The sequence below is a fragment of the Streptomyces sp. CLV115 genome (assembly GCF_038448545.1).
Lineage (GTDB): Bacteria > Actinomycetota > Actinomycetes > Streptomycetales > Streptomycetaceae > Streptomyces > Streptomyces sanglieri.
In genome coordinates, this window is record NZ_JBCEWQ010000149.1 from 1 (window position 1) to 21,423 (window position 21,423).

16 protein-coding genes are annotated in these 21,423 nt (G+C 67.2%); 11 read left to right on the forward strand and 5 right to left on the reverse strand.

Features of this window, described 5'->3' with window-relative positions; all coding sequences use genetic code 11:
• Positions 1–461 precede the first annotated feature (461 nt).
• The 6 genes from typA to AADR41_RS33885 all read left to right on the forward strand — a co-directional run bounded on the left by typA (position 462) and on the right by AADR41_RS33885 (position 8,728).
• Complete coding sequence (gene typA, locus AADR41_RS33860) at positions 462–2,333, forward strand: translational GTPase TypA (protein ID WP_342285636.1); 1,872 nt, start codon at positions 462–464, stop codon at positions 2,331–2,333.
• 518 nt (positions 2,334–2,851) lie between these two features.
• Entirely contained in the window at positions 2,852–4,495 is a 1,644-nt protein-coding gene (locus AADR41_RS33865; protein WP_342285637.1) for a peptide ABC transporter substrate-binding protein, read from the forward strand.
• Positions 4,496–4,644: 149 nt separating this feature from the next.
• Entirely contained in the window at positions 4,645–5,571 is a 927-nt protein-coding gene (locus AADR41_RS33870; RefSeq protein WP_124717390.1) for an ABC transporter permease, read from the forward strand.
• Positions 5,564–6,511: an ABC transporter permease gene (locus tag AADR41_RS33875; RefSeq protein WP_342285639.1), complete on the forward strand. Its 948-nt coding sequence runs from the start codon at positions 5,564–5,566 to the stop codon at positions 6,509–6,511. Before AADR41_RS33870 ends, AADR41_RS33875 begins: the two co-directional genes overlap by 8 nt.
• Positions 6,512–6,525: 14 nt before the next feature.
• Positions 6,526–7,584, forward strand: a complete 1,059-nt coding sequence (locus tag AADR41_RS33880) for an ABC transporter ATP-binding protein (protein ID WP_342285641.1) — start codon at positions 6,526–6,528, stop codon at positions 7,582–7,584.
• Entirely contained in the window at positions 7,577–8,728 is a 1,152-nt protein-coding gene (locus tag AADR41_RS33885) for an ABC transporter ATP-binding protein (RefSeq protein ID WP_342285643.1), read from the forward strand. The genes AADR41_RS33880 and AADR41_RS33885 overlap by 8 nt, the downstream gene beginning before the upstream one ends.
• 189 nt (positions 8,729–8,917) lie before the next feature.
• Here AADR41_RS33885 and AADR41_RS33890 read toward each other — a convergent pair whose 3' ends face one another.
• From AADR41_RS33890 to AADR41_RS33910, 5 genes are all read right to left on the reverse strand, one after another.
• Positions 8,918–10,006, reverse strand: a complete 1,089-nt coding sequence (locus tag AADR41_RS33890; RefSeq protein ID WP_342285644.1) for an ABC transporter ATP-binding protein — start codon at positions 10,004–10,006, stop codon at positions 8,918–8,920.
• Between the two features lie 26 nt (positions 10,007–10,032).
• A complete protein-coding gene (locus tag AADR41_RS33895; RefSeq protein WP_342285656.1) occupies positions 10,033–10,998 on the reverse strand; it encodes an ABC transporter ATP-binding protein in 966 nt (321 codons plus the stop codon).
• 71 nt (positions 10,999–11,069) lie between these two features.
• Entirely contained in the window at positions 11,070–12,050 is a 981-nt protein-coding gene (locus AADR41_RS33900) for an ABC transporter permease (protein ID WP_342285645.1), read from the reverse strand.
• Positions 12,051–12,137: 87 nt separating this feature from the next.
• Positions 12,138–13,919: an ABC transporter substrate-binding protein gene (locus AADR41_RS33905; RefSeq protein ID WP_342285646.1), complete on the reverse strand. Its 1,782-nt coding sequence runs from the start codon at positions 13,917–13,919 to the stop codon at positions 12,138–12,140.
• Between the two features lie 74 nt (positions 13,920–13,993).
• Positions 13,994–15,022, reverse strand: a complete 1,029-nt coding sequence (locus AADR41_RS33910; protein ID WP_342285648.1) for an ABC transporter permease — start codon at positions 15,020–15,022, stop codon at positions 13,994–13,996.
• A 472-nt stretch (positions 15,023–15,494) separates the two neighbouring features.
• On the opposite strand from AADR41_RS33910, the gene AADR41_RS33915 reads away from it, so the two are divergent.
• From AADR41_RS33915 to AADR41_RS33935, 5 genes are all read left to right on the forward strand, one after another.
• Positions 15,495–17,126: a peptide ABC transporter substrate-binding protein gene (locus tag AADR41_RS33915; RefSeq protein WP_342285650.1), complete on the forward strand. Its 1,632-nt coding sequence runs from the start codon at positions 15,495–15,497 to the stop codon at positions 17,124–17,126.
• Between the two features lie 176 nt (positions 17,127–17,302).
• Entirely contained in the window at positions 17,303–18,226 is a 924-nt protein-coding gene (locus AADR41_RS33920) for an ABC transporter permease (protein ID WP_342285652.1), read from the forward strand.
• Positions 18,219–19,193 carry an ABC transporter permease gene (locus AADR41_RS33925; protein WP_342285653.1) on the forward strand — a complete coding sequence of 325 codons (975 nt, stop codon included), beginning with the start codon at positions 18,219–18,221 and terminating at the stop codon, positions 19,191–19,193. Before AADR41_RS33920 ends, AADR41_RS33925 begins: the two co-directional genes overlap by 8 nt.
• 13 nt (positions 19,194–19,206) lie before the next feature.
• Entirely contained in the window at positions 19,207–20,184 is a 978-nt protein-coding gene (locus AADR41_RS33930; RefSeq protein WP_266688820.1) for an ABC transporter ATP-binding protein, read from the forward strand.
• On the forward strand, positions 20,174–21,423 hold a 1,250-nt coding region (locus AADR41_RS33935; RefSeq protein ID WP_342285654.1), incomplete at its 3' end, for an ABC transporter ATP-binding protein. The genes AADR41_RS33930 and AADR41_RS33935, both read left to right, overlap by 11 nt.

Sequence of the window (21,423 nt, forward strand, 5' to 3'; positions counted from 1 at the left end):
GATCCCCCCACCTCTGAGACCCCCCACCCCGGAGCCCCTGCTCCGGCCTCTCGGAGATTCCGCTTCGGAGCCCCACCTCCGAAGCCGTGCAAAGTCCCGTGTCCGCCTCCCCGTCTCCGTCCCCGTTTCCGCCTCCGCCGTCTCCGTCCGGAGTACCGCGGACGCGACATCCGGTGAAATTCACCGGAAGAACCGGCCGCGGAGGCGGAAACAGGAGGCGGACACGGGCTTTCACCTCCTGTCCGGCACTCGTCCGCACGCTGCGGGCCTGTCCGTCCGGGCAGGCCCGGCGGACCGCCCGGAGGCCCGTTCCGAGGCCGGTAGGACTTGCCCGGGAAGCCGCGGCGGCGCCAGCCCCGTACCATTGGACGAGCCGTGGCGCGTCCGCCCGGCGGGCGTACGAGGACTTGAGACCGACTTAGACGCCTGATCCCACGATCCGAGAGAAGCGCAAGCCACCCATGCCCACGCGCCACGACATCCGTAACGTAGCCATCGTCGCCCACGTCGACCACGGCAAGACCACGCTGGTCGACGCCATGCTCAAGCAGGCCGGCGCCTTCGCCGCGCACGCCGCCGAGCACCTCGACGACCGCATGATGGACTCGAACGACCTGGAGCGTGAGAAGGGCATCACGATCCTCGCCAAGAACACGGCGGTGAAGTATCACCCCAAGGACGGCGGGGACCCGATCACGATCAACATCATCGACACCCCCGGCCACGCCGACTTCGGTGGTGAGGTCGAGCGCGGCCTGTCGATGGTGGACGCGGTCGTGCTCCTGGTCGATGCCTCCGAGGGCCCGCTCCCGCAGACCCGCTTCGTGCTGCGCAAGGCGCTCTCCGCGAAGATGCCGGTCATCCTCTGCATCAACAAGACCGACCGTCCCGACTCCCGGATCGCCGAGGTCGTCGACGAGACGTACGACCTGTTCCTGGACCTGGACGCGGACGAGGACCAGATCGAGTTCCCGATCGTCTACGCCTGCGCCCGTGACGGCGTCGCCTCGCTGACCAAGCCGGAGGACGGCACCGTCCCGGCGGACAGCGACAACCTGGAGCCGTTCTTCTCCACGATCCTGGCGCACGTCCCGGCCCCGGAGTACGACGAGGACGCCCCCCTCCAGGCCCACGTCACCAACCTGGACGCCGACAACTTCCTCGGCCGTATCGCGCTCTGCCGCGTCGAGCAGGGCGAGCTGCGCAAGGGCCAGACCGTCGCCTGGATCAAGCGCGACGGCACGATCTCCAACGTCCGCATCACCGAGCTGATGATGACCGAGGCGCTCACCCGCAAGCCGGCCGAGAAGGCGGGCCCGGGCGACATCTGCGCCATCGCCGGTATCCCGGACATCATGATCGGCGAGACCCTGGCCGACCCCGAGAACCCGGTCGCGCTGCCGCTGATCACGGTCGACGAGCCGGCCATCTCGATGACCATCGGTACCAACACCTCGCCGCTGGTCGGCAAGGGCGGCAAGGGCCACAAGGTCACCGCCCGCCAGGTGAAGGACCGCCTGGACCGCGAGCTGATCGGTAACGTCTCGCTCCGCGTCCTGGACACCGAGCGCCCCGACGCCTGGGAGGTCCAGGGCCGCGGTGAGCTCGCGCTGGCCATCCTCGTCGAGCAGATGCGCCGTGAGGGCTTCGAGCTCACGGTCGGCAAGCCGGAGGTCGTCACCAAGCAGGTCGACGGCAAGACCCACGAGCCGATCGAGCGCATGACGATCGACTCCCCCGAGGAGCACCTCGGCGCGATCACCCAGCTGATGGCGACCCGCAAGGGCCGCATGGAGACGATGACGAACCACGGTTCGGGCTGGGTCCGCATGGAGTGGATCGTTCCGTCCCGCGGCCTCATCGGCTTCCGTACGGAGTTCCTGACCCAGACCCGCGGCACGGGCATCGCGCACTCCATCTTCGAGGGCCACGAGCCGTGGTTCGGCGAGCTGCGCACCCGCCACAACGGCTCGCTGGTCGCCGACCGCGCGGGCTCCGTGACGCCGTTCGCCATGGTCAACCTCCAGGAGCGCGGTGTCATCTTCACCGAGGCCGGCACCGAGGTCTACGAGGGCATGATCGTCGGCGAGAACTCCCGCGCCGACGACATGGACGTGAACATCACCAAGGAGAAGAAGCTCACCAACATGCGTGCGGCTTCCGCCGACACCACCGAGAACGTGGTGCCGGCCCGCAAGCTCTCGCTGGAGCAGTCCCTGGAGTTCTGCCGCGAGGACGAGTGCATCGAGGTGACCCCGGAGACGGTCCGTATCCGCAAGGTCGTCCTCGACCAGAAGGAGCGCGGCCGCGCCGCGTCGCGCGCCAAGCGCTGATCCGACGCCGGGCGCACGGTGCGCCCGTACATACAACGGGGCCCGGTCTTCCGTCAGTTGACGGGGGGCCGGGCCCTGCTGTGCGTCGGGCCGAGGGCTCTTCGGAGCGCATCGGTGTGCATCAGCAACGGGATGGGCGCGCAGGAGTGCCGCCCGGCAGGCTCATCACCCCGTTGTCCAGTGGTTTTCTCCGGCCATCCGTCCGCATATCGATCGTCGCTCTCCGAAAGCTGCGTTAACGGTCCGTTTCGAGCGTGTCTGTCTGGGATCACTTTGTCCGGATTTTGGGCAATCGTGATTCCTTGATGTTGTCAAAACGAGACCCCTTAAGTGTGGTTTACAGCCCGGTCGTACTTAATAGTTGGCTCCATTGAGCTCGGGTCAATGGGTCACGCACTGTGGGGAGTGCCGACTCACGAGCACACTAGGGGCACTGAAACGATCACCGTCAGGGGTGTCGGTGTATCGACTCCAGTGCCCTTCTTGTAGTCAAAAGTGGACTCATGAGGAGGAAACCCATGCGTGGTGCCAAGAGCGCCAAGTGGGTCGCGGGAGCGGCCATCATCGCCCTGGCCGCGACTGCCTGTGGTGGGAACGACAAGGACAGCGACAGCGGCATGAACTCCGGGAAGGCGGACCCGAACGGGATCCTGACCGCCCAGCTCGGAGAGCCGCAGAACCCGCTGCAGCCGGCGAACGCCAAGGAGAGCCAGGGCAGCCGTGTCCTGCGCACCATCTTCTCCGGCCTGGTCGACTACGAGCCCGGCACCGGCAAGCTCGTGTACGTCAACGCCGAGTCCGTGACGCCCAACGCCGACTCGTCCGTGTGGACGGTCAAGCTCAAGCCGGGCTGGAAGTTCCACGACGGCACCACGGTCACCTCCAAGTCCTTCGTGGACTCCTGGAACTGGTCGGCCAACGTCAAGAACAACCAGACCAACTCCAGCTGGTTCCAGGACATCAAGGGTTACGCCGACGTCCACCCCGAGAAGGGTGCTCCGAAGTCGGACAAGATGTCCGGCCTGAAGATCGTCGACGACAACACCTTCACGATCAGCCTGACCGGCCCGGTCTCGTACTTCGCGTACAAGCTCGGTTACGACGTCTGGGCGCCGCTGCCCGAGTCCTTCTTCAAGGACCCGGCCGCCGCCGGCCAGAAGCCGATCGGCAACGGTCCCTACAAGTTCGTCTCGTGGGACCACAAGAAGCTGATCAAGGTCCGGAAGTTCGACGGTTACCAGGGCCCGAACAAGGCCAAGAACGGTGGCATCGACTTCAAGAACTACACCACCGCCGACGCCGCCTACTCGGACCTGCGGTCGAACAACCTCGACTGGATCGAGCAGATCCCGACGACGTCGCTGACCAGCTACAAGCAGGACCTCGGCGACCGTGCCATCGACGCCGAGTACTCCGCGGTGCAGTCGATCGTCCCGGCGTTCTACACCAAGCAGTTCAAGGACATCAACCCCAAGGTCATCCAGGGTCTGTCCATGGCGATCGACCGTGACACGATCACCAAGACCGTGCTGCACGGCACCCGTACCCCGGCCGACTCGTACGTCGCCCGCGGTGTGCTCGGCTACAAGCCCGGCGCGCTCGGCGACATCGTGAAGTACAACCCGGACGAGGCGAAGAAGCTCATCAAGGACGGCGGCGGCGTCCCGGGCAACAAGATCTCGATCCAGTTCAACGCCGACCAGTCCCACAAGCCGTGGGTCGACGCGGTCTGCAACAGCATCCGCAAGGCGACCGGCGTCGAGTGCGTGGGCGACTCCAAGCCGGACTTCCAGGCCGACCTGAACGCCCGTGACAACAAGCAGGTCAAGTCCATGTACCGCGGTGGCTGGGTGCTCGACTACCCGGTCAACTCGAACTTCATGCGCGACCTGTACGGCACCACCGCCGCGGGCAACACCTCGGGCTACTCCAACAAGGAGTTCGACGCCCTCGCCGCGAAGGCCGACAAGGCGAAGACGCTCGACGAGACCGTCAAGATGTACCAGGACGCCGAGCAGCTCCTGAAGAACGACATGCCGGCCATCCCGCTGTGGTTCTACAAGAACAACTCGGGCCAGTCCACCAACGTGTTCGGCAAGATCGTGTACGGCCAGGACGGCGACCCGATCTTCACCGACGTCCAGGTCAAGGCCAAGAAGTAAGCATCGGGACCCGAAGGCCGGTTCCGCCGTTCCTCTTCAGGGGCGGCGGAACCGGCCCGTAGGCGATGCCCCGGGGCTCTCCCCCCACACCCCGCGGCGGAGACAACTCTGAGAAGGCCATCGCCGACCCCTCACGGCATGGAGGCATGATGGGGCGTTACGTCGCAAGGCGACTGCTCCAGATGATCCCGGTATTCATCGGGACCACTCTGATTATTTTCCTCATGGTCCACATCCTTCCCGGTGACCCAATCCGGGCGATGTGGGGAGACAAGGCGGCAGACCCCGCACAGGTCGCGTCGCTCCGCCATGAGTTCGGGCTCGACCAGCCCCTGTGGAAGCAGTACGTCGACTACATGGGCAATCTCTTCCAGGGTGACTTCGGCAAGACCTTCGGTGGTCGCGAAGTCATCGACGAGATGTCCGAGTCCTTCCCGGTGACGCTGCGACTGACCGCGGTGGCGATGCTCATCGAGATCATCGTCGGCATCGGGCTCGGCGCCTGGGCGGGCCTGCGGGCCGGCAAGGCCGCCGACACCGGCGTACTGATCTTCACCCTGATCGTCATCTCGATCCCGGTGTTCGTGCTCGGCTTCCTCGCCCGCTTCGTCCTCGCGGACCAGCTCGGCTGGGTGGCACCGAACGTCCAGGACTCGACGGACTACGCGCAGTTGTTCCTGCCGGGCTTCGTGCTCGCCATGCTCTCCATGGCGTACGTGGCACGGCTGACCCGCACCACGTTCGCGGAGAACCTGCGCGCCGACTACATGCGTACCGCCATGGCCAAGGGCCTGCCGCGGCGCCGCATCGTCGGTGTCCACCTGCTGCGCAACTCGCTGATCCCGGTCGTCACCTTCCTCGGCACGGACATCGGCGGCTTCATCGGCGGCGCGGTCGTGACCGAGGGCATCTTCAACGTCCAGGGTGTCGGGAACCTGCTCTTCAAGGCGCTGCAGCAGCGCGAGGGCTCGACGATCGTCGGCGTTGTCACGGTCTTCGTCCTCGTCATCCTTGTGATCAACCTGCTCGTCGACCTGCTGTACGCGGTCCTGGACCCGAGGATCCGGTATGCCTGACGTCACCGAGACCAAGACCGAAGCGGCGGTGGACGCCGTCGCCGCTCCCTCGGCCGCGGACGCCCAGAGCAAGGACAAGCCGCGCAGCCTCTGGGGTGACGCCTGGTTCGACCTGCGTCACCGCCCGATGTTCTGGATCTCCTCGATCCTCCTGCTGATCCTGCTGGTCATAGCCGCCTTCCCAGGGCTGTTCACCGGCGCCGACCCGCGCGACGGCGATCTGACCAACCACTTCCTGACCAAGCCGGACCTGGGGCACTTCTTCCAGCCCGACTGGTTCGGCTACGACGGTCAGGGCCGTTCGATCTACGCGCGTGTCATCTACGGCACCCGCGCCTCGATCCTGGTCGGCGTCGGCGTCACCGCCGCGGTCACCCTGGTCGGCGGCCTGCTGGGCATGCTCGCCGGATACTTCGGCGGCTGGCTCGACTCCGTCATCTCCCGGGTCACCGACATCTTCTTCGGCATCCCCTTCCTGCTCGGTGCGATGGTCGTCCTGAACGCCTTCACCGACCGCAAGGTGTACGTGGTGATCCTGGCCCTGGCCTTCCTGGGCTGGACCTCGATCTGCCGTGTCATGCGTGCCTCGGTGATCACCGCGAAGCAGGCGGACTACGTGACGGCGGCCCGCGCCCTCGGCGCCGGCACCTCGCGGATCCTCTTCCGGCACGTCCTTCCCAACGCGCTCGCCCCGACCATCGTCGTGGCCACCATCGCGCTCGGCGGGTACATCTCGGCCGAGGCGACGCTCTCGTTCCTCGGGCTCGGGCTCGCGGACCCGACGATCTCGTGGGGCATCGACATCGCCGAGGGCAGCCAGGCCATCCGCGACAACCCGCATGCGCTGCTGTTCCCGGCAGGAATGCTCAGCCTCACGGTCTTCGCGTTCATCATGCTGGGCGACGCGGTGCGCGACGCCCTCGACCCGAAGCTGCGCTGAGGAGGGCGTACGACGTGACCATCATGGACAAGACATCAGACATCCCGGCGCCCCGCTCCGGGGGGCCGGACGACGCCCGACTCCTCGAAGTGCGCGACCTGCACGTGGAGTTCCACACCCGCGACGGCGTAGCCAAGGCCGTCAACGGCGTGAACTACAGCGTGGACTCGGGCGAGACCCTGGCCGTGCTCGGTGAGTCCGGTTCCGGCAAGTCCGTGACCGCCCAGGCGATCATGGGCATTCTCGACATGCCGCCCGGCAAGATCCCGCAGGGCCAGATCCTGTACCGCGGTCAGGACATGCTCACCATGAGCTACGAGGAGCGGCGGAAGATCCGCGGCCAGAAGATCGCGATGATCTTCCAGGACGCGCTCTCCTCGCTGAACCCCGTGCTCTCGGTCGGCTACCAGCTCGGCGAGATGTTCCGGGTCCACCAGGGACTCTCCCGCAAGCAGGCCAAGCTCAAGGCCATCGAGCTGATGGAGCGGGTCAAGATCCCCGCCGCCAAGCAGCGGGTCAGCGACTATCCGCACCAGTTCTCCGGCGGTATGCGCCAGCGCATCATGATCGCCATGGCGCTGGCGCTTGAGCCGGACCTGATCATCGCGGACGAGCCGACCACCGCGCTCGACGTGACGGTCCAGGCCCAGGTCATGGACCTGCTCAAGGAGCTCCAGACCGAGTTCAACATGGGTCTGATCCTGATCACCCACGACCTCGGCGTCGTCGCCGACGTCGCGGACAAGATCGCGGTCATGTACGCGGGCCGGATCGTCGAGACGGCACCGGTGCACGAGCTGTACAAGCGGCCCGCGCACCCGTACACCCGCGGCCTGCTCGACTCGATCCCGCGGCTCGACCAGAAGGGCCAGGAGCTCTACGCGATCAAGGGCCTGCCGCCCAACCTGCTCAAGATCCCGTCCGGCTGCGCCTTCAACCCGCGCTGCCCCAAGGCGGAGGACATCTGCCGCACGGAGATTCCGGCCCTGGTGCCGGTCTCCGAGCAGGACGGCAGCGAGCTGCCCGGACGCGGCAGCGCCTGCCACTTCTGGAAGGAGACGATCCATGGCTGAGCTCGACAAGACGGACGGTTCCATGGACGCCACCCCGAACGTCACCGACGTCGTGACGGTCGACGCCGCCACCGAGACGGCGGCGGTCGCCGCCATCGAAGCCCCGGTGGAGCGCGGTGAGCCGATCCTCCAGGTGCGCAATCTGGTCAAGCACTTCCCGCTGAGCCAGGGCATCCTGTTCAAGCGCCAGGTCGGTGCGGTCAAGGCCGTGGACGGGGTCTCCTTCGACCTCTACCAGGGCGAGACGCTCGGCATCGTCGGCGAGTCGGGCTGTGGCAAGTCCACGGTCGCCCGGCTGCTGATGGCGCTGGAGACGGCCACGTCCGGCGAGGTCTTCTACAAGGGCCAGGACATCACCCGGCTGTCCGGCCGTGCGCTGAAGGCGGTCCGCCGGAACATCCAGATGGTGTTCCAGGACCCGTACACCTCGCTGAACCCGCGCATGACGGTCGGCGACATCATCGGCGAGCCCTTCGACATCCACCCCGAGGTGGCCCCGAAGGGCGACCGGCGGGCCAAGGTCCAGGAACTGCTGGACGTCGTCGGCCTCAACCCGGAGTACATCAACCGTTACCCGCACCAGTTCTCCGGCGGCCAGCGGCAGCGCATCGGCATCGCCCGCGGCCTCGCGCTCAACCCGGAGATCATCATCTGCGACGAGCCGGTCTCCGCGCTCGACGTGTCGGTGCAGGCGCAGGTCATCAACCTGATGGAGAAGCTCCAGGACGAGTTCAACCTCTCCTACGTCTTCATCGCGCACGACCTGTCGATCGTCCGGCACATCTCCGACCGGGTCGGCGTGATGTACCTCGGCAAGATGGCCGAGATCGGTACGGACGCGGAGATCTACGACCACCCGACGCACCCCTACACCCAGGCGCTGCTGTCGGCGGTCCCGGTCCCGGACCCCGAGGCCCGCGAGCGAGGCGAGCGGATCATCCTCACCGGTGACGTCCCGTCGCCGGCGAACCCGCCGTCCGGCTGCCGCTTCCGCACCCGGTGCTGGAAGGCCCAGGACAAGTGCTCCACGGAACTGCCGCTGCTGGCCGTCCCCGAGCGCTTCAAGGGCTCGGACACTCCCGCGGCGCACGAGTCGGCCTGCCACTTCGCCGAGGAGAAGGACATCGTCGGCGCGGCTTCCTGACGGAGCCCGACCCACACGGAAGCGCCCGGAACCGATCGGTTCCGGGCGCTTCTTCCTTTCCCGGAACCGGGCGCGCAGGTGGCTCGGGTCAATGGGCTCACGTGCTCGGTTCCGCGGGACCGGGGAGCCCCGCGACCTGGGACCGGTCGGGTCCTGTCCGCGGGGCGCCCCGGGGCCGGGGCTGGGGTGTCAGGCCCCGGCCTTGGGGTCTTCGGTGGTCTTCTTGCCGAGCTCCGGCGCGGACGAGGCCGTACGGGCCTTCGGGACGGCCGCGGCGGTCTGGGCGTCCTCCGGGTAGTGGCAGGCCGTCAGATGGCCTTCCCGGCTGCCCTCGACCCGCACCAGCGGCGGGGCCTCGCTCGCGCACTTGTCCGTCGCCTTCCAGCAACGGGTACGGAAGCGGCAGCCCGACGGCGGGTTGACCGGGGAGGGCACATCGCCGACGAGGCGGATGCGGTCCCGGGCCGGCGTGTCGTCGGCGGTCGCCTCGGGCACCGCCGAGAGCAGCGCCCTGGTGTACGGGTGACGCGGATTGCCGTACAGGTCCTCGCGGTCGGCGATCTCCACGATCCGGCCGAGGTACATGACCGCCACGCGCTGCGAGAAGTGGCGCACGATGGCCAGGTCGTGGGCGATGAACAGGAACGCGATGCCGAGTTCCTTCTGCAGCTTCTGCAGCAGGTTCACCACCTGGGCCTGGATCGACACGTCCAGTGCCGAGACCGGCTCGTCGGCCACGATCAGCTTCGGCTCCAGGGCCAGGGCCCGGGCCACCCCGATGCGCTGGCGCTGGCCACCGGAGAACTCGTGCGGGAAGCGGTTGTAGTGCTCCGGGTTGAGCCCGACGGTCTCCAGCAGCTCCCGCACGCGTGCCTCGCGGCCGCCCGCCGGGTCGATGTCGTTGATCTCCATCGGCGCGGTGATGATCTTGCCGACGGTCTGCCGCGGGTTCAGCGAGGCGTACGGGTCCTGGAAGATCATCTGGATCTCGGAGCGGACCGGGGCCAGCTCCTTGCGCGAGGCGTGGGTGATGTCCTGCCCGCGGTAGGAGATCCGGCCGGCCGTCGGCTCCAGGAGCCGGGTGATCAGTCGGCCCGTGGTCGACTTGCCGCAGCCGGACTCGCCGACCAGGCCCAGGCTCTCGCCCTGGGCCACGGAGAAGTCCAGCCCGTCCACGGCCTGCACCGCGCCGATCGTCCGCCGGATCGGGAAGCCGCCCTTGATCGGGAAGTGCTTGGTGAGTCCGGAGACGTCCAGGAGGGGATCTGTGCTGCTCATGGTGGGGAAGTCCCGTCTCTTGTACGTCAGTTGGGCCGGGTGCCGGCGAAGTCTGCGAAGAACTCGGCGCGCTGATCCGCGGTGAGGTGGCAGGCGGCGCCGCGCCCGGCGGTGAGCTCCAGCGGCGGCTGGTCCGTCGCGCAGCGCTTGCCGCCGACCTGCTCGGTGAACGTGCACCGGGGGTGGAAGCGGCAGCCGGTCGGCGGGTTGAGAAGGCTCGGCGGGGAGCCGGGAATCGGCGACAGCGGTACGTCGACCGGACCTTCGAGGCTCGGCATCGAACCCAGCAGGCCCCAGGTGTACGGGTGCTGGGGCGCCCGCAGGACTTCCTTCTTCGTACCGCGCTCGACACAGCGCCCGCCGTACATCACCAGCACGTCGTCCGCGATGTCGGCGATGACACCGAGGTCGTGGGTGATGAAGATGATCGAGGTACCGGTCTCCTGCTGGAGGTCCTTGAGCAGGTCCATGATCTGGGCCTGCACGGTGACGTCCAGCGCGGTGGTCGGCTCGTCCGCGATCAGCAGCTCCGGGTCGCAGACCAGGGCCATGGCGATCATGGCGCGCTGGCGCATACCGCCGGAGAACTGGTGCGGGTAGTCGTCCACCCGCAGATCGGGCTGCGGGATGCCCACCTTGGTGAGCATCTCGACGGCCCGCGCGCGGGCCTCCTTCTTGGAGGCGCCGGTGTGCTTGCGGTACGTCTCGCCGATCTGCTTGCCGATGGTGTGGTACGGCGACAGCGAGGCCAGGGCGTCCTGGAAGATCATCGCCATCTTGTTGCCGCGCAGCCGCTCCAGCTCCCGCTCCGACGCGGTCAGCAGGTCCCGTCCGTCGAGGAGGATCTCGCCCTCGATCTCGGTGTGGTCGGGGTGGTGCAGCCCGAGGATGGTCAGGTTGGTGACGGACTTGCCGGAGCCGGACTCGCCGACGATGCCGAGTGTCCGGCCCTTCTCGACGTCGAAGGACAGCCCGTCGACGGCCTTGACCATGCCGTCTTCGGTGGAGAAGTGCACGCGCAGATCGCGTACGGAGAGGAAGGGGGTGCTCACTGGATCTCTCCCTAGGCGAGGCGGACGCGCGGGTCGATGAGGGCGTAGACCGCGTCGACGATGATGTTGAAGATGACGATCGCCGCCGCCGCTACCAGGACCACACCGAGGATCAGCGGCAGGTCGTTGTCGCCGACGGCCTTGACCGAGAGGGCGCCGATGCCGTGCAGGCCGAAGGTCTTCTCGGTGATGATCGCACCGCCCAGGAGGAGGCCGATGTCGAGGCCGAAGATGGTGACGATCGGGCCCATGGCACCGCGCCAGGCGAACCGGAAGAACACCGTCCGTCGGGACAGGCCCTTGGCGCGCGCGGTGCGCACATAGTCCTCGTTCAGCGTCTCGACGAGCTGGGAGCGCGCCATGCGGGTGTAGTTGGCGGTGAAGATCAGCGCCAGCACCAGCCAGGGCAGCAGCAGCCCGGAGAACCAGCCGGACACGCTCTCGGTGAAGGGGACGTCCTTGGGGCGGCTCAGGATGTGCCACTGGTCCGCGAGGTAGTACATGGCGACCACGCCGACGATGTAGATCTGCATCGAGGACCCGATCAGCGACGCCGAGGACGCCACCTTGTCCAGCGCCTTGCCCTGCTTGACCGCGGCGAGCATGCCGGTGCCGACACCGAAGACCACGAAGACGACCGCGCTGCCGATCGAGAGGGAGAGCGTCGTGGGGAGGCGGTCCAGGATGGTGCCGAGGACCGGCTCACGGTTGTGGAACGAGTAACCCAGGCACGGGGCGGGGCAGTGACCGAAGGAGCTGTAGTCCCGGCCGACGAACACGGCCTGGAGCCAGTGCCAGTACTGCACGGGCAGCGGGTCGGCTATGCCGAGGTTGCGTTTGACCAGCGCCAGCGTCTCGGGTGTGCACACCTTGCCGCAGGCCACACGCGCTGGGTCGCGGGGCGCGACGTAGAAGAGGACGAAAGTGATGGCACTGATGATCAGCAGGATGACCAGTGCGCCGATTGCCCGGCGGATGAGGAAGCGGAACATGGCGATGGATTTCCCTGGCAGACGCCGACGAGGGGGAGTGGAGCGGGCGGGGCGCCGCACGGGCGCCCCGCCTCAGGAGTGTCGGCGTCAGGCCTTCACGAACAGCTTGTAGAAGATGGCCGAGGAGAACTGCGGGTGGAACATCGCCCCGCCGACCTTCTCGCCGTAGAGGTAGAAGCGGCGCTGGAACGTCTCGGGGATGATCGGCGCCTCCTCCGTCATGATCCGCTTGTCCAGCGCGGCCCAGGCCTTGCCGGCCTCCGTGGGGTCGGCGATGAGGTTGTTCTTCTTGATTCCTTCGTTGACCCAGTCGACGTTCAGCTGCGAGATGTTGTTCGCGCCGTTGGCGATCGTGCTGCCGTCGAAGAGCGGCTGGATCAGGGTGTAGCCGGTCGGCCAGTCCGGGGACCAGCCGAACCACATCACGTCGAACTTGTTGTCGATCTGCTGGATCTGGTCGTAGTAGCTGGTGGAGTCCAGCTGCTTGATGACCGGGTCGAAGCCGGCCGCCTTGAGGGCGTTCTCGATGACGACCTTGGTCTTGTCGTAGGTGTTGCTCTGCGGGAAGGCGTAGACGACCTTCTGGCCTTCCTTGCCGGCCTCCTTCAGCAGCTTCTTCGCCGCCTCCGGGTCGCCCTGCGGCTTCTTCAGCTTGCCGTAGACGTCGTCCTTGGCGTAGCCGAGGATGTCGGGGCTCAGGATGGAGGTCGCGTAGTCACCGGCCGACGGGCCACCGTAGATCTTGCGGATCTGCTCCAGCGGCCAGGCGTGGATGAGGGCCTGACGCACCTTCAGGTCCGTGATCCGCTTGGTGTTGATCGCGTAGTAGTAGATGCCGGTCAGCAGGCCGTTGAAGGTCCGCTTCTTCAGCTCGGGGTCGGTGAGGACCTTCTGGATGCGCTCGGCCGGGACGCCGCTGTACGCCATGACCGCGTACTGGTCGTCGCCGTCGTCGGCGATCATCCGGTCGGTGGCCTGGAGGGACTCGGGGCCGAACTCGTAGACGAAGCTGTCCGGGTAGGCGTTGCGGATCGCGTCCGTGTTGGGGTCCCAGTGCGGGTTGCGCACCAGCGTCATCGACTTGTCGATGGCGTGGGCCTTGATGCGGTACGGACCGCAGCTCATCGGGTCCTTGTCGTACTTCTCCTTGGTGTCGCCCTTGACCGGGACGGCCGCGTAGGAGTTCATCGCCAGGGTGAAGTTGAGGTCCAGGCGGGGCTCGGCCAGCTTGAAGGTGATCGTCTTCGCCTTGGCGTCGGTGACGACCGCGTCGAGGTGCTTGCCGCCGTACGGACCCTTGTACTTCGAGCGGAAGTCGCCCGGACCGACCAGCGCGTTCTGGACGTAGCCCGCACCCTCGGTGGTGAAGCTGGCGAAGCCGCGCTCGATACCGTGGCGGACGTCCTCGATGGTGAGTTCCTTGCCGTCCTCCCACTTCAGACCGTCCTTCAGGGTGAAGGTCCAGGTCTTGCCGTTGTCGGACATGGTGCCCGCGTCGGTGGCGAGGTCGCCGACCAGCTTCATCGAGCCGTCAGCCGCGATCTTGTAGCCGGTCAGGCCACGGATGAAGAGGTCACCGACCGCGGAGTTCCACGAGAAGTAGATGCGCTGCGGGTCCAGGTGCGAGAAGTCGTCCGGGGCGATCCCGCGGATCGTGCCGCCCTTCTTCGCGCCCGGTATCTCGGCGGCCGGACCGGTGGAGTCGGCCTTCGTGCCGACCACGACCGCGCCGGTGTACTTGTCGGTACCGCCGTGACCGGCGCTGCCGCCCTTCTTGGTCGTGCTGCCGCTGCTGCACGCGGAGAGGACCATCGAACCGCCGGCCGCGACCGACGTGGCGATGACGAAGTTTCTGCGGGAAAGGGACATGGTTTCCTGCTCTGGTCGATGGAGAGAAACGATCTTTCCGGTGGGCCCCGTCGCCCGGCCGGAGGAAGTGCGGTTCAGCGCTTGGTCTTCGGGTCCAGTGCGTCACGCACCGAGTCGCCCAGCAGGTTGAAGGCGATGACGAAGATCACCATCGAGACGCCGGGGAAGAGCATGAACGTGATGTCGCTCTGGTAGACGTCCGATCCGCGCTGGATCATCACGCCCCAGTCGGGGGTCGGGGAAGTGAGCCCGACGCCGAGGAAGGCGAGGCCCGCCTCCGCGGTGACGTACGCGGGCAGCGCGAGCGTGGCCTGGATCAGGATCGGCGTCCAGAGGTTGGGCAGCAGTTCCTTGAAGATGATCCTCGCCGGGGAGGCGCCGGTCACCCTGGCGGCCTCGACGAACTCGCGCTCGCGCAGGGCGAGTACCTCGCCGCGCAGCAGACGCGCGATGGAGGCCCAGCCGAAGGCCGTCATGACCGAGATGAGGCTGACGACGGTCAGCCAGACCGGGGTGTTCTCCTCCGGGGAGACCAGGATCGAGATCAGCACCGGCCAGAAGGCGATGAAGAAGAGCGTGGAGGGGAAGGCCAGCAGGATGTCGATGACCCGGCCCACGAGGTAGTCGGTCTTCCCGCCCAGATAGCCCGCCGTGATGCCGATGGCGATGCCGATCACCGTCACCAGCAGGGTGGTTACCGCGGCGATGAGCAGGGAGTTGCGGATGCCGTAGAGCAGGAAGGTGAAGACGTCCCGGCCGAGTCCCGGCTCGATGCCGAACCAGAAGTCGCCGCTGATACCGCCGTTGGGCAGTACCGGCGAACCGAAGTCGTCCAGCAGGCTCGTGTCGTTCTGCCCGTACGTCGTGTACGGGTCCTTGCCGTACAGTTTCGCGATCAGCGGCGCGCAGATGGCGATCACGAAGAAGAAAATGACCACATAGGCCGAAATCATGCCGGTGCGGTCGCGCTTGAAGCGCAGCCAGGCCATCCTGCCCGGTGAGCGGCCGTCACCGCCCTTGGTCGCGGACGGTCCCGCTGTCGACTGCGGCTTCGCGTCCTCCACCTCAAGAGGGGTGGTGGCTTGCGGGGTTGGAATCGTCATGGTGCTCCTGGCCCGGAGGGTCGAAGGACTCCGCAGGGCAACACCTACGGGCTACCCGGACTTTTTCAACGCAATTCATGCAGGGTCAATGAATGTCCGACGCCCTTGGCATGCTCTTTGGAAATTTGACCAATCCATGACCTTTTGAAGGGCGTGGCTTTGCTTCCGTTTGGCTTTTTCGAAGGCGTGTTCACGACTTAATGGGTGAAATCCGGCAATGAGTCCGATATGCGGGCGCGGTTGTCTCGGAATTCGTACGGTCGATCGGCCGGGCTCGCGGTCGATGCGCATTCGATGCGCGGCCGTTACCGCTCCGGTGTCTGCCGGGGGCCGCGCCCGCGGTCCCTACCGCCGTGAAGTGCCACTCGGGTGGGCTCCGACGCGCCCGAATGGGTGGAGTAAATGTGCGTGATGTCTGTGATGCGGTGATATTTGACCGTACGTAAGACGGAGCACTACGAGGAGGCACTCCATGCGCGGAGCCACACAGGCCAGGTGGGCCGCATGTGCGGTGGTCGTCGCCCTGGCGGCGACGGCATGCGGCGGAGGGGGCGGCAGCGGTGGCGGCGGTGGCGCGAACGGCATCGTGAGCTCTTCGTGGGGTGACCCGCAGAACCCGCTCGAACCCGCCAACACCAATGAGGTGCAGGGCGGCAAGGTCCTCGACATGATCTTCCGGGGGCTCAAGAGGTACGACCCGAAGACCGGCGCGGCCACCGACATGCTCGCCGAGAAGATCGAGACCAAGGACAACCAGAACTTCACGGTCACCGTGAAGGACGGCTGGACCTTCAGCAACGGCGAGAAGGTCACCTCCCACTCCTTCGTGGACGCCTGGAACTACGGCGCGCTGCTGAAGAACAATCAGAAGAACGCCTACTTCTTCGGATACATCGACGGCTACAACAAGGTCCACCCCGACTCCGGCAGCGCCTCGGCCACCACGCTCTCCGGCCTCAAGGCGGTCAACGACAAGACGTTCACCGTCAAGCTGTCGCAGAAGTTCTCCCTCTGGCCCGACACCCTCGGCTACCCGGCCTTCGCCCCGCTGCCCAAGGCGTTCTTCACCGACCACGCCGCCTGGGTGGCCAAGCCGATCGGTAACGGGCCGTACACCATCGACAAGTACACCAAGGGCTCGTCGATGAACCTGCGCAAGTGGGACAAGTACCCCGGCGACGACAAGGCGCAGAACGGCGGCATCGACCTCAAGGTCTACACCGACAACAACACCGCCTACACCGACCTGACGGCCGGCAACCTCGACCTCGTCGACGACGTGCCCGCCTCGCAGCTGAAGAACGTCAAGGCGGACCTCGGCGACCGGTACATCAACACCCCGGCCGGCATCATCCAGACCCTCGCCTTCCCCTTCTACGACAAGAAGTGGGACACCCCCGGCGGCATCAAGGTGCGCCAGGGCCTGTCGATGGCGATCAACCGGCAGCAGATCACCGATCAGATCTTCCAGAAGACCCGCACCCCCGCCTCCGACTGGACCTCCCCGGTCCTCGGTGAGGCGGGCGGCTTCAAGAAGGGGCTGTGCGGCGCGCCCTGCGAGTACAACGCGGCGAACGCCAAGAAGCTGATCCAGGAGGGCGGCGGCATCCCCGGCGGCCAGCTCAAGATCTCGTACAACGGCGACACCGGCTCCCACAAGGAGTGGGTCGACGCCGTCTGCAACAGCATCAACAAGGTGATGGGCAACAACAAGGCGTGCGTCGGCGCCCCCGTCGGCACCTTCGCCGACTTCCGCAGCCAGGTCTCCCAGCAGAAGCTGACCGGTGCCTGGCGGGCCGGCTGGCAGATGGACTACCCGCTCATCCAGAACTTCCTGCAGCCCGTGTACTACACCGACGCCTCGTCCAACGACGGCAAGTGGAGCAACAAGGAGTTCGACGGACTCGTCGACAAGGCCAACGCCGAGTCCGACAAGGCCAAGGCCGTCTCGACCTTCCAGGACGCCGAGAAGGTCCTGGTCGCCCAGATGCCCGTCATCCCGCTCTGGTACCAGAACGGCAGCGCCGGCTACTCGGAGAACATCACCGACGTGTCGCTGAACCAGTTCAGCGTCCCGGTCTACGAGCAGATCAAGGTCAAGTGACCCGTGAAGGGTCCTTCGTTCGGACCCCGCGAGCCCGGCCCGATCCGAACGAGAGGCCCTGAGGCCCTGAGGCCGGGTGGCCGGTGCCAGGAACGCACCGGCCACCCGGCATCCCCGTCCCCGGACGCGTCACTCCCCAGCCCGAGCCCTGACCACCGCGACCCCCGGAGCCCTTCATGGGACGTTATGTGATCCGGCGGCTGCTGCAGATGATCCCGGTCTTCTTCGGCACCACGCTGTTGATCTTCCTCATGGTGAACGTGATGGGCGACCCCATCGCGGGTCTCTGCGGCGACCGCCAGTGCGACCCCGCGACCGCGGCCCAGCTCCGCTCGGAGTTCGGCCTCGACAAGCCCGTCTGGCAGCAATACCTCACCTACATGGGCAATGTCTTCACCGGCGACTTCGGCACCGCGTTCAACGGTCAGAAGGTCACCGAGCTGATGGCCACCGCCTTCCCCATCACCATCCGGCTCACCGTCGTCGCGATCGTCTTCGAGATCGTCATCGGCATCAGCCTCGGAGTCGTCACCGGCCTGCGCCGCGGCCGCCCCGTCGACACCACCGTGCTCATCCTGACCCTGGTCGTCATCTCCATCCCGACCTTCGTCACCGGCCTGCTGCTCCAGCTCCTCCTGGGAGTCGAGTGGGGCATCATCAAACCCTCGGTCTCCTCGGAGGCGCCCTTCAACGAACTGCTCGTACCGGGCCTCGTCCTCGCCTCGGTCTCCCTCGCGTACGTCACCCGGCTCACCCGGACCTCCATCGCGGAGAACGCCCGCGCCGACTACGTCCGCACCGCCGTCGCCAAGGGCCTGCCCAGGCGCCGCGTCGTCATCCGTCACCTGCTGCGCAACTCACTGATCCCGGTGGTCACCTTCATCGGCACCGACGTGGGCGCCCTGATGGGCGGCGCGATCGTCACGGAGCGGATCTTCAACATCCACGGCGTCGGCTTCCAGCTCTACCAGGGCATCCTGCGCCAGAACTCCCAGACCGTCGTCGGCTTCGTCACCATCCTCGTCCTCGTCTTCCTGGCGGCGAACCTGCTCGTCGACCTGCTGTACGCCGTACTCGACCCGAGGATCCGCTATGCCTGAGCAGACACCGGACGAGGCGATCTCGTCCGCCGGAGCGGGAGGCGTGATGGACCTCGCCCTTGAGGAGGGCACGACCCTCGAAAGGACACCCGGCGGCCCGGAGGGCACCGGCCCCGCCGAGAAGCCGCGCAGTCTGTGGTCCGACGCCTGGCGGGACCTGCGCCGCAACCCGGTCTTCATCATCTCCGCCCTGATCATCCTCTTCCTGGTGATCATCTCGATCTGGCCCTCGCTGATCGCCGACCAGGACCCGCTCAACTGCGACCTGGCCAAGGCCCAGCAGGGCTCCCAGCCCGGGCACCCCTTCGGCTTCGACGGGCAGGGCTGCGACGTCTACACCCGTACCGTCTACGGGGCCAGGAACTCGGTGACCGTGGGCGTCTGCGCCACCCTCGGCGTCACCCTGCTCGGCGGCATCCTCGGCGGCCTGGCCGGGTTCTTCGGCGGACTGTCGGACTCGGTCCTCTCCCGCGTCACCGACGTCTTCTTCGGCATCCCGGTGGTCCTCGGCGGCCTGGTCTTCCTCTCCGTGGTCACCAGCTCCACCGTCTGGCCGGTGATCGGCTTCATCGTGCTGCTGGGCTGGCCGCAGATCGCCCGCATCGCCCGAGGCTCCGTGATCACCGCCAAACAGAACGACTACGTGCAGGCGGCACGGGCGCTCGGAGCCTCCAACACCCGGATGTTGCTGCGCCACATCACCCCGAACGCCATCGCACCGGTCATCGTCGTCGCGACCATCGCGCTCGGTACGTACATCTCGCTGGAGGCCACCCTCTCGTTCCTCGGCGTCGGCCTGAAACCGCCGGCCGTCTCCTGGGGCATCGACATCTCCGCCGCGTCCCAGTACATCCGCAACGCCCCGCACATGCTGCTCTGGCCCGCCGGAGCCCTGGCGGTCACCGTGCTCGCCTTCATCATGCTCGGCGACGCGGTGCGCGACGCCCTCGACCCCAAGCTGCGCTGAGGAGCCCGCTGCCATGTTGCTCGAAGTGCGCGATCTGCACGTGGAGTTCCACACCCGCGACGGTGTCGCCAAGGCCGTCAACGGGGTCAACTACTCGGTGGCCGAGGGCGAGACGCTGGCCGTGCTCGGCGAGTCCGGCTCCGGCAAGTCGGTCACCGCCCAGGCCGTCATGGGCATCCTCGACATGCCCCCCGGGAAGATCAGCGGCGGCGAGATCCTCTTCAAGGACCGCGACCTGCTGAAGATGAAGAAGGACGAGCGCCGGAAGATCCGCGGCCAGGAGATGGCCATGATCTTCCAGGACGCGCTCTCCTCCCTCAACCCCGTGCTCAGCGTGGGGGAGCAGCTCGGCGAGATGTTCGTCGTGCACCGGGGGATGTCCCACAAGGATGCCAGGCTGAAGGCCGTCGAGCTGATGGACCGGGTCCGCATCCCGGCGGCCAAGGAACGCGTCGGGAACTTCCCGCACCAGTTCTCCGGCGGCATGCGCCAGCGCATCATGATCGCCATGGCGATGGCGCTGGAACCGTCGCTGATCATCGCGGACGAGCCCACCACCGCCCTCGACGTGACCGTCCAGGCCCAGGTGATGGACCTGCTCGCCGAGCTCCAGCGCGAGCTGAACATGGGGCTGATCCTGATCACCCACGACCTGGGCGTGGTCGCGGACGTCGCCGACAAGATCGCCGTGATGTACGCGGGCCGGATCGTCGAGTCCGCCCCGGTCCACGAGATCTACCGGGCACCCGCCCACCCGTACACCAAGGGCCTGCTCCGGTCGATCCCACGCCTGGACCAGAAGGGCCGGGAGCTGTACGCGATCAAGGGCCTGCCGCCCAACCTGCTGCACATCCCGCCCGGCTGCGCCTTCAACCCGCGCTGCCCGATGGCCCAGGAGATCTGCCGGGGCGAGGTGCCGCCGCTGTTCGAGGTGGCCGAGCACCGCGAGAGCGCCTGCTACTTCTGGAAGGAGACGCTCGATGCACGCTGACCACTCGGGGCGCAGGGAAGCGCGCGAGGAGGGCGAGAAGGCCCGGGCGCTGCTCGCCAAGTCACGGGCCACCTCCGCCGCGGCGGCCGGCGAACCGATCCTGGAGGTCCGCGATCTGGTCAAGCACTACCCGCTGACCCAGGGCATCCTGATCAAGAAGCAGATCGGTGCCGTCAAGGCGGTCGACGGGGTCTCCTTCGACCTCGCGGCGGGCGAGACCCTCGGCATCGTGGGGGAGTCCGGCTGCGGCAAGTCGACCGTGGCCAAGATGCTGGTCCATCTGGAACAGCCGACGGCCGGCGCGATCAGGTACAAGGGCGAGGACCTCACCAAGCTGTCCGGGCGCGCCCTGAAGTCCGTACGCCGCAACATCCAGATGGTGTTCCAGGACCCGTACACCTCGCTCAACCCGCGCATGACGGTCGGCGACATCATCGGGGAGCCGTACGAGATCCACCCCGAGGTCGCGCCGAAGGGCGACCGGCGCCGCAAGGTCCAGGACCTGCTGGACGTCGTCGGGCTCAACCCGGAGTACATCAACCGCTATCCGCACCAGTTCTCCGGCGGCCAGCGCCAGCGCATCGGCATCGCCCGCGGCCTGGCCCTGAACCCCGAGATCATCGTCGCGGACGAGCCCGTCTCCGCCCTCGACGTCTCCGTACAGGCGCAGGTCGTCAACCTGCTGGACCGGCTCCAGGCGGAGCTCGGGCTGAGTTACGTGTTCATCGCGCACGACCTGTCGATCGTCCGGCACATCTCCGACCGGGTCGGTGTGATGTATCTGGGACGGATCGTCGAGATCGGCTCGGACGAGCAGATCTACGACCACCCCACGCATCCGTACACCCAGGCGCTGCTGTCCGCGGTCCCGGTGCCGGACCCGACGGCCCGGGAGCACCGGGAGCGGATCATCCTGCACGGCGACGTCCCGTCGCCCGCCAACCCGCCCTCCGGCTGCCGCTTCCGCACCCGGTGCTGGAAGGCGCAGGAGCGGTGCGAACTGGAGGTGCCGCTGCTGGCCGTGCCGGCCGTCTTCCGGCTGGCGGACACACCGGCCGGGCACGACTCGGCCTGCCACTTCGCGGAGGAGAAGCAGGTGGTGCCGCCGGAGGGGCTGCTGGAGACGCCGGGGGAGACGCCGGGGGAGACGGCCGCCGAGGGCGGCGCGGCGGACGGCGCGGACGGACGGGGCGAGACGCCGGACGGGGACGACGGAGTGTCGGACGGGGAGGGCGGGAC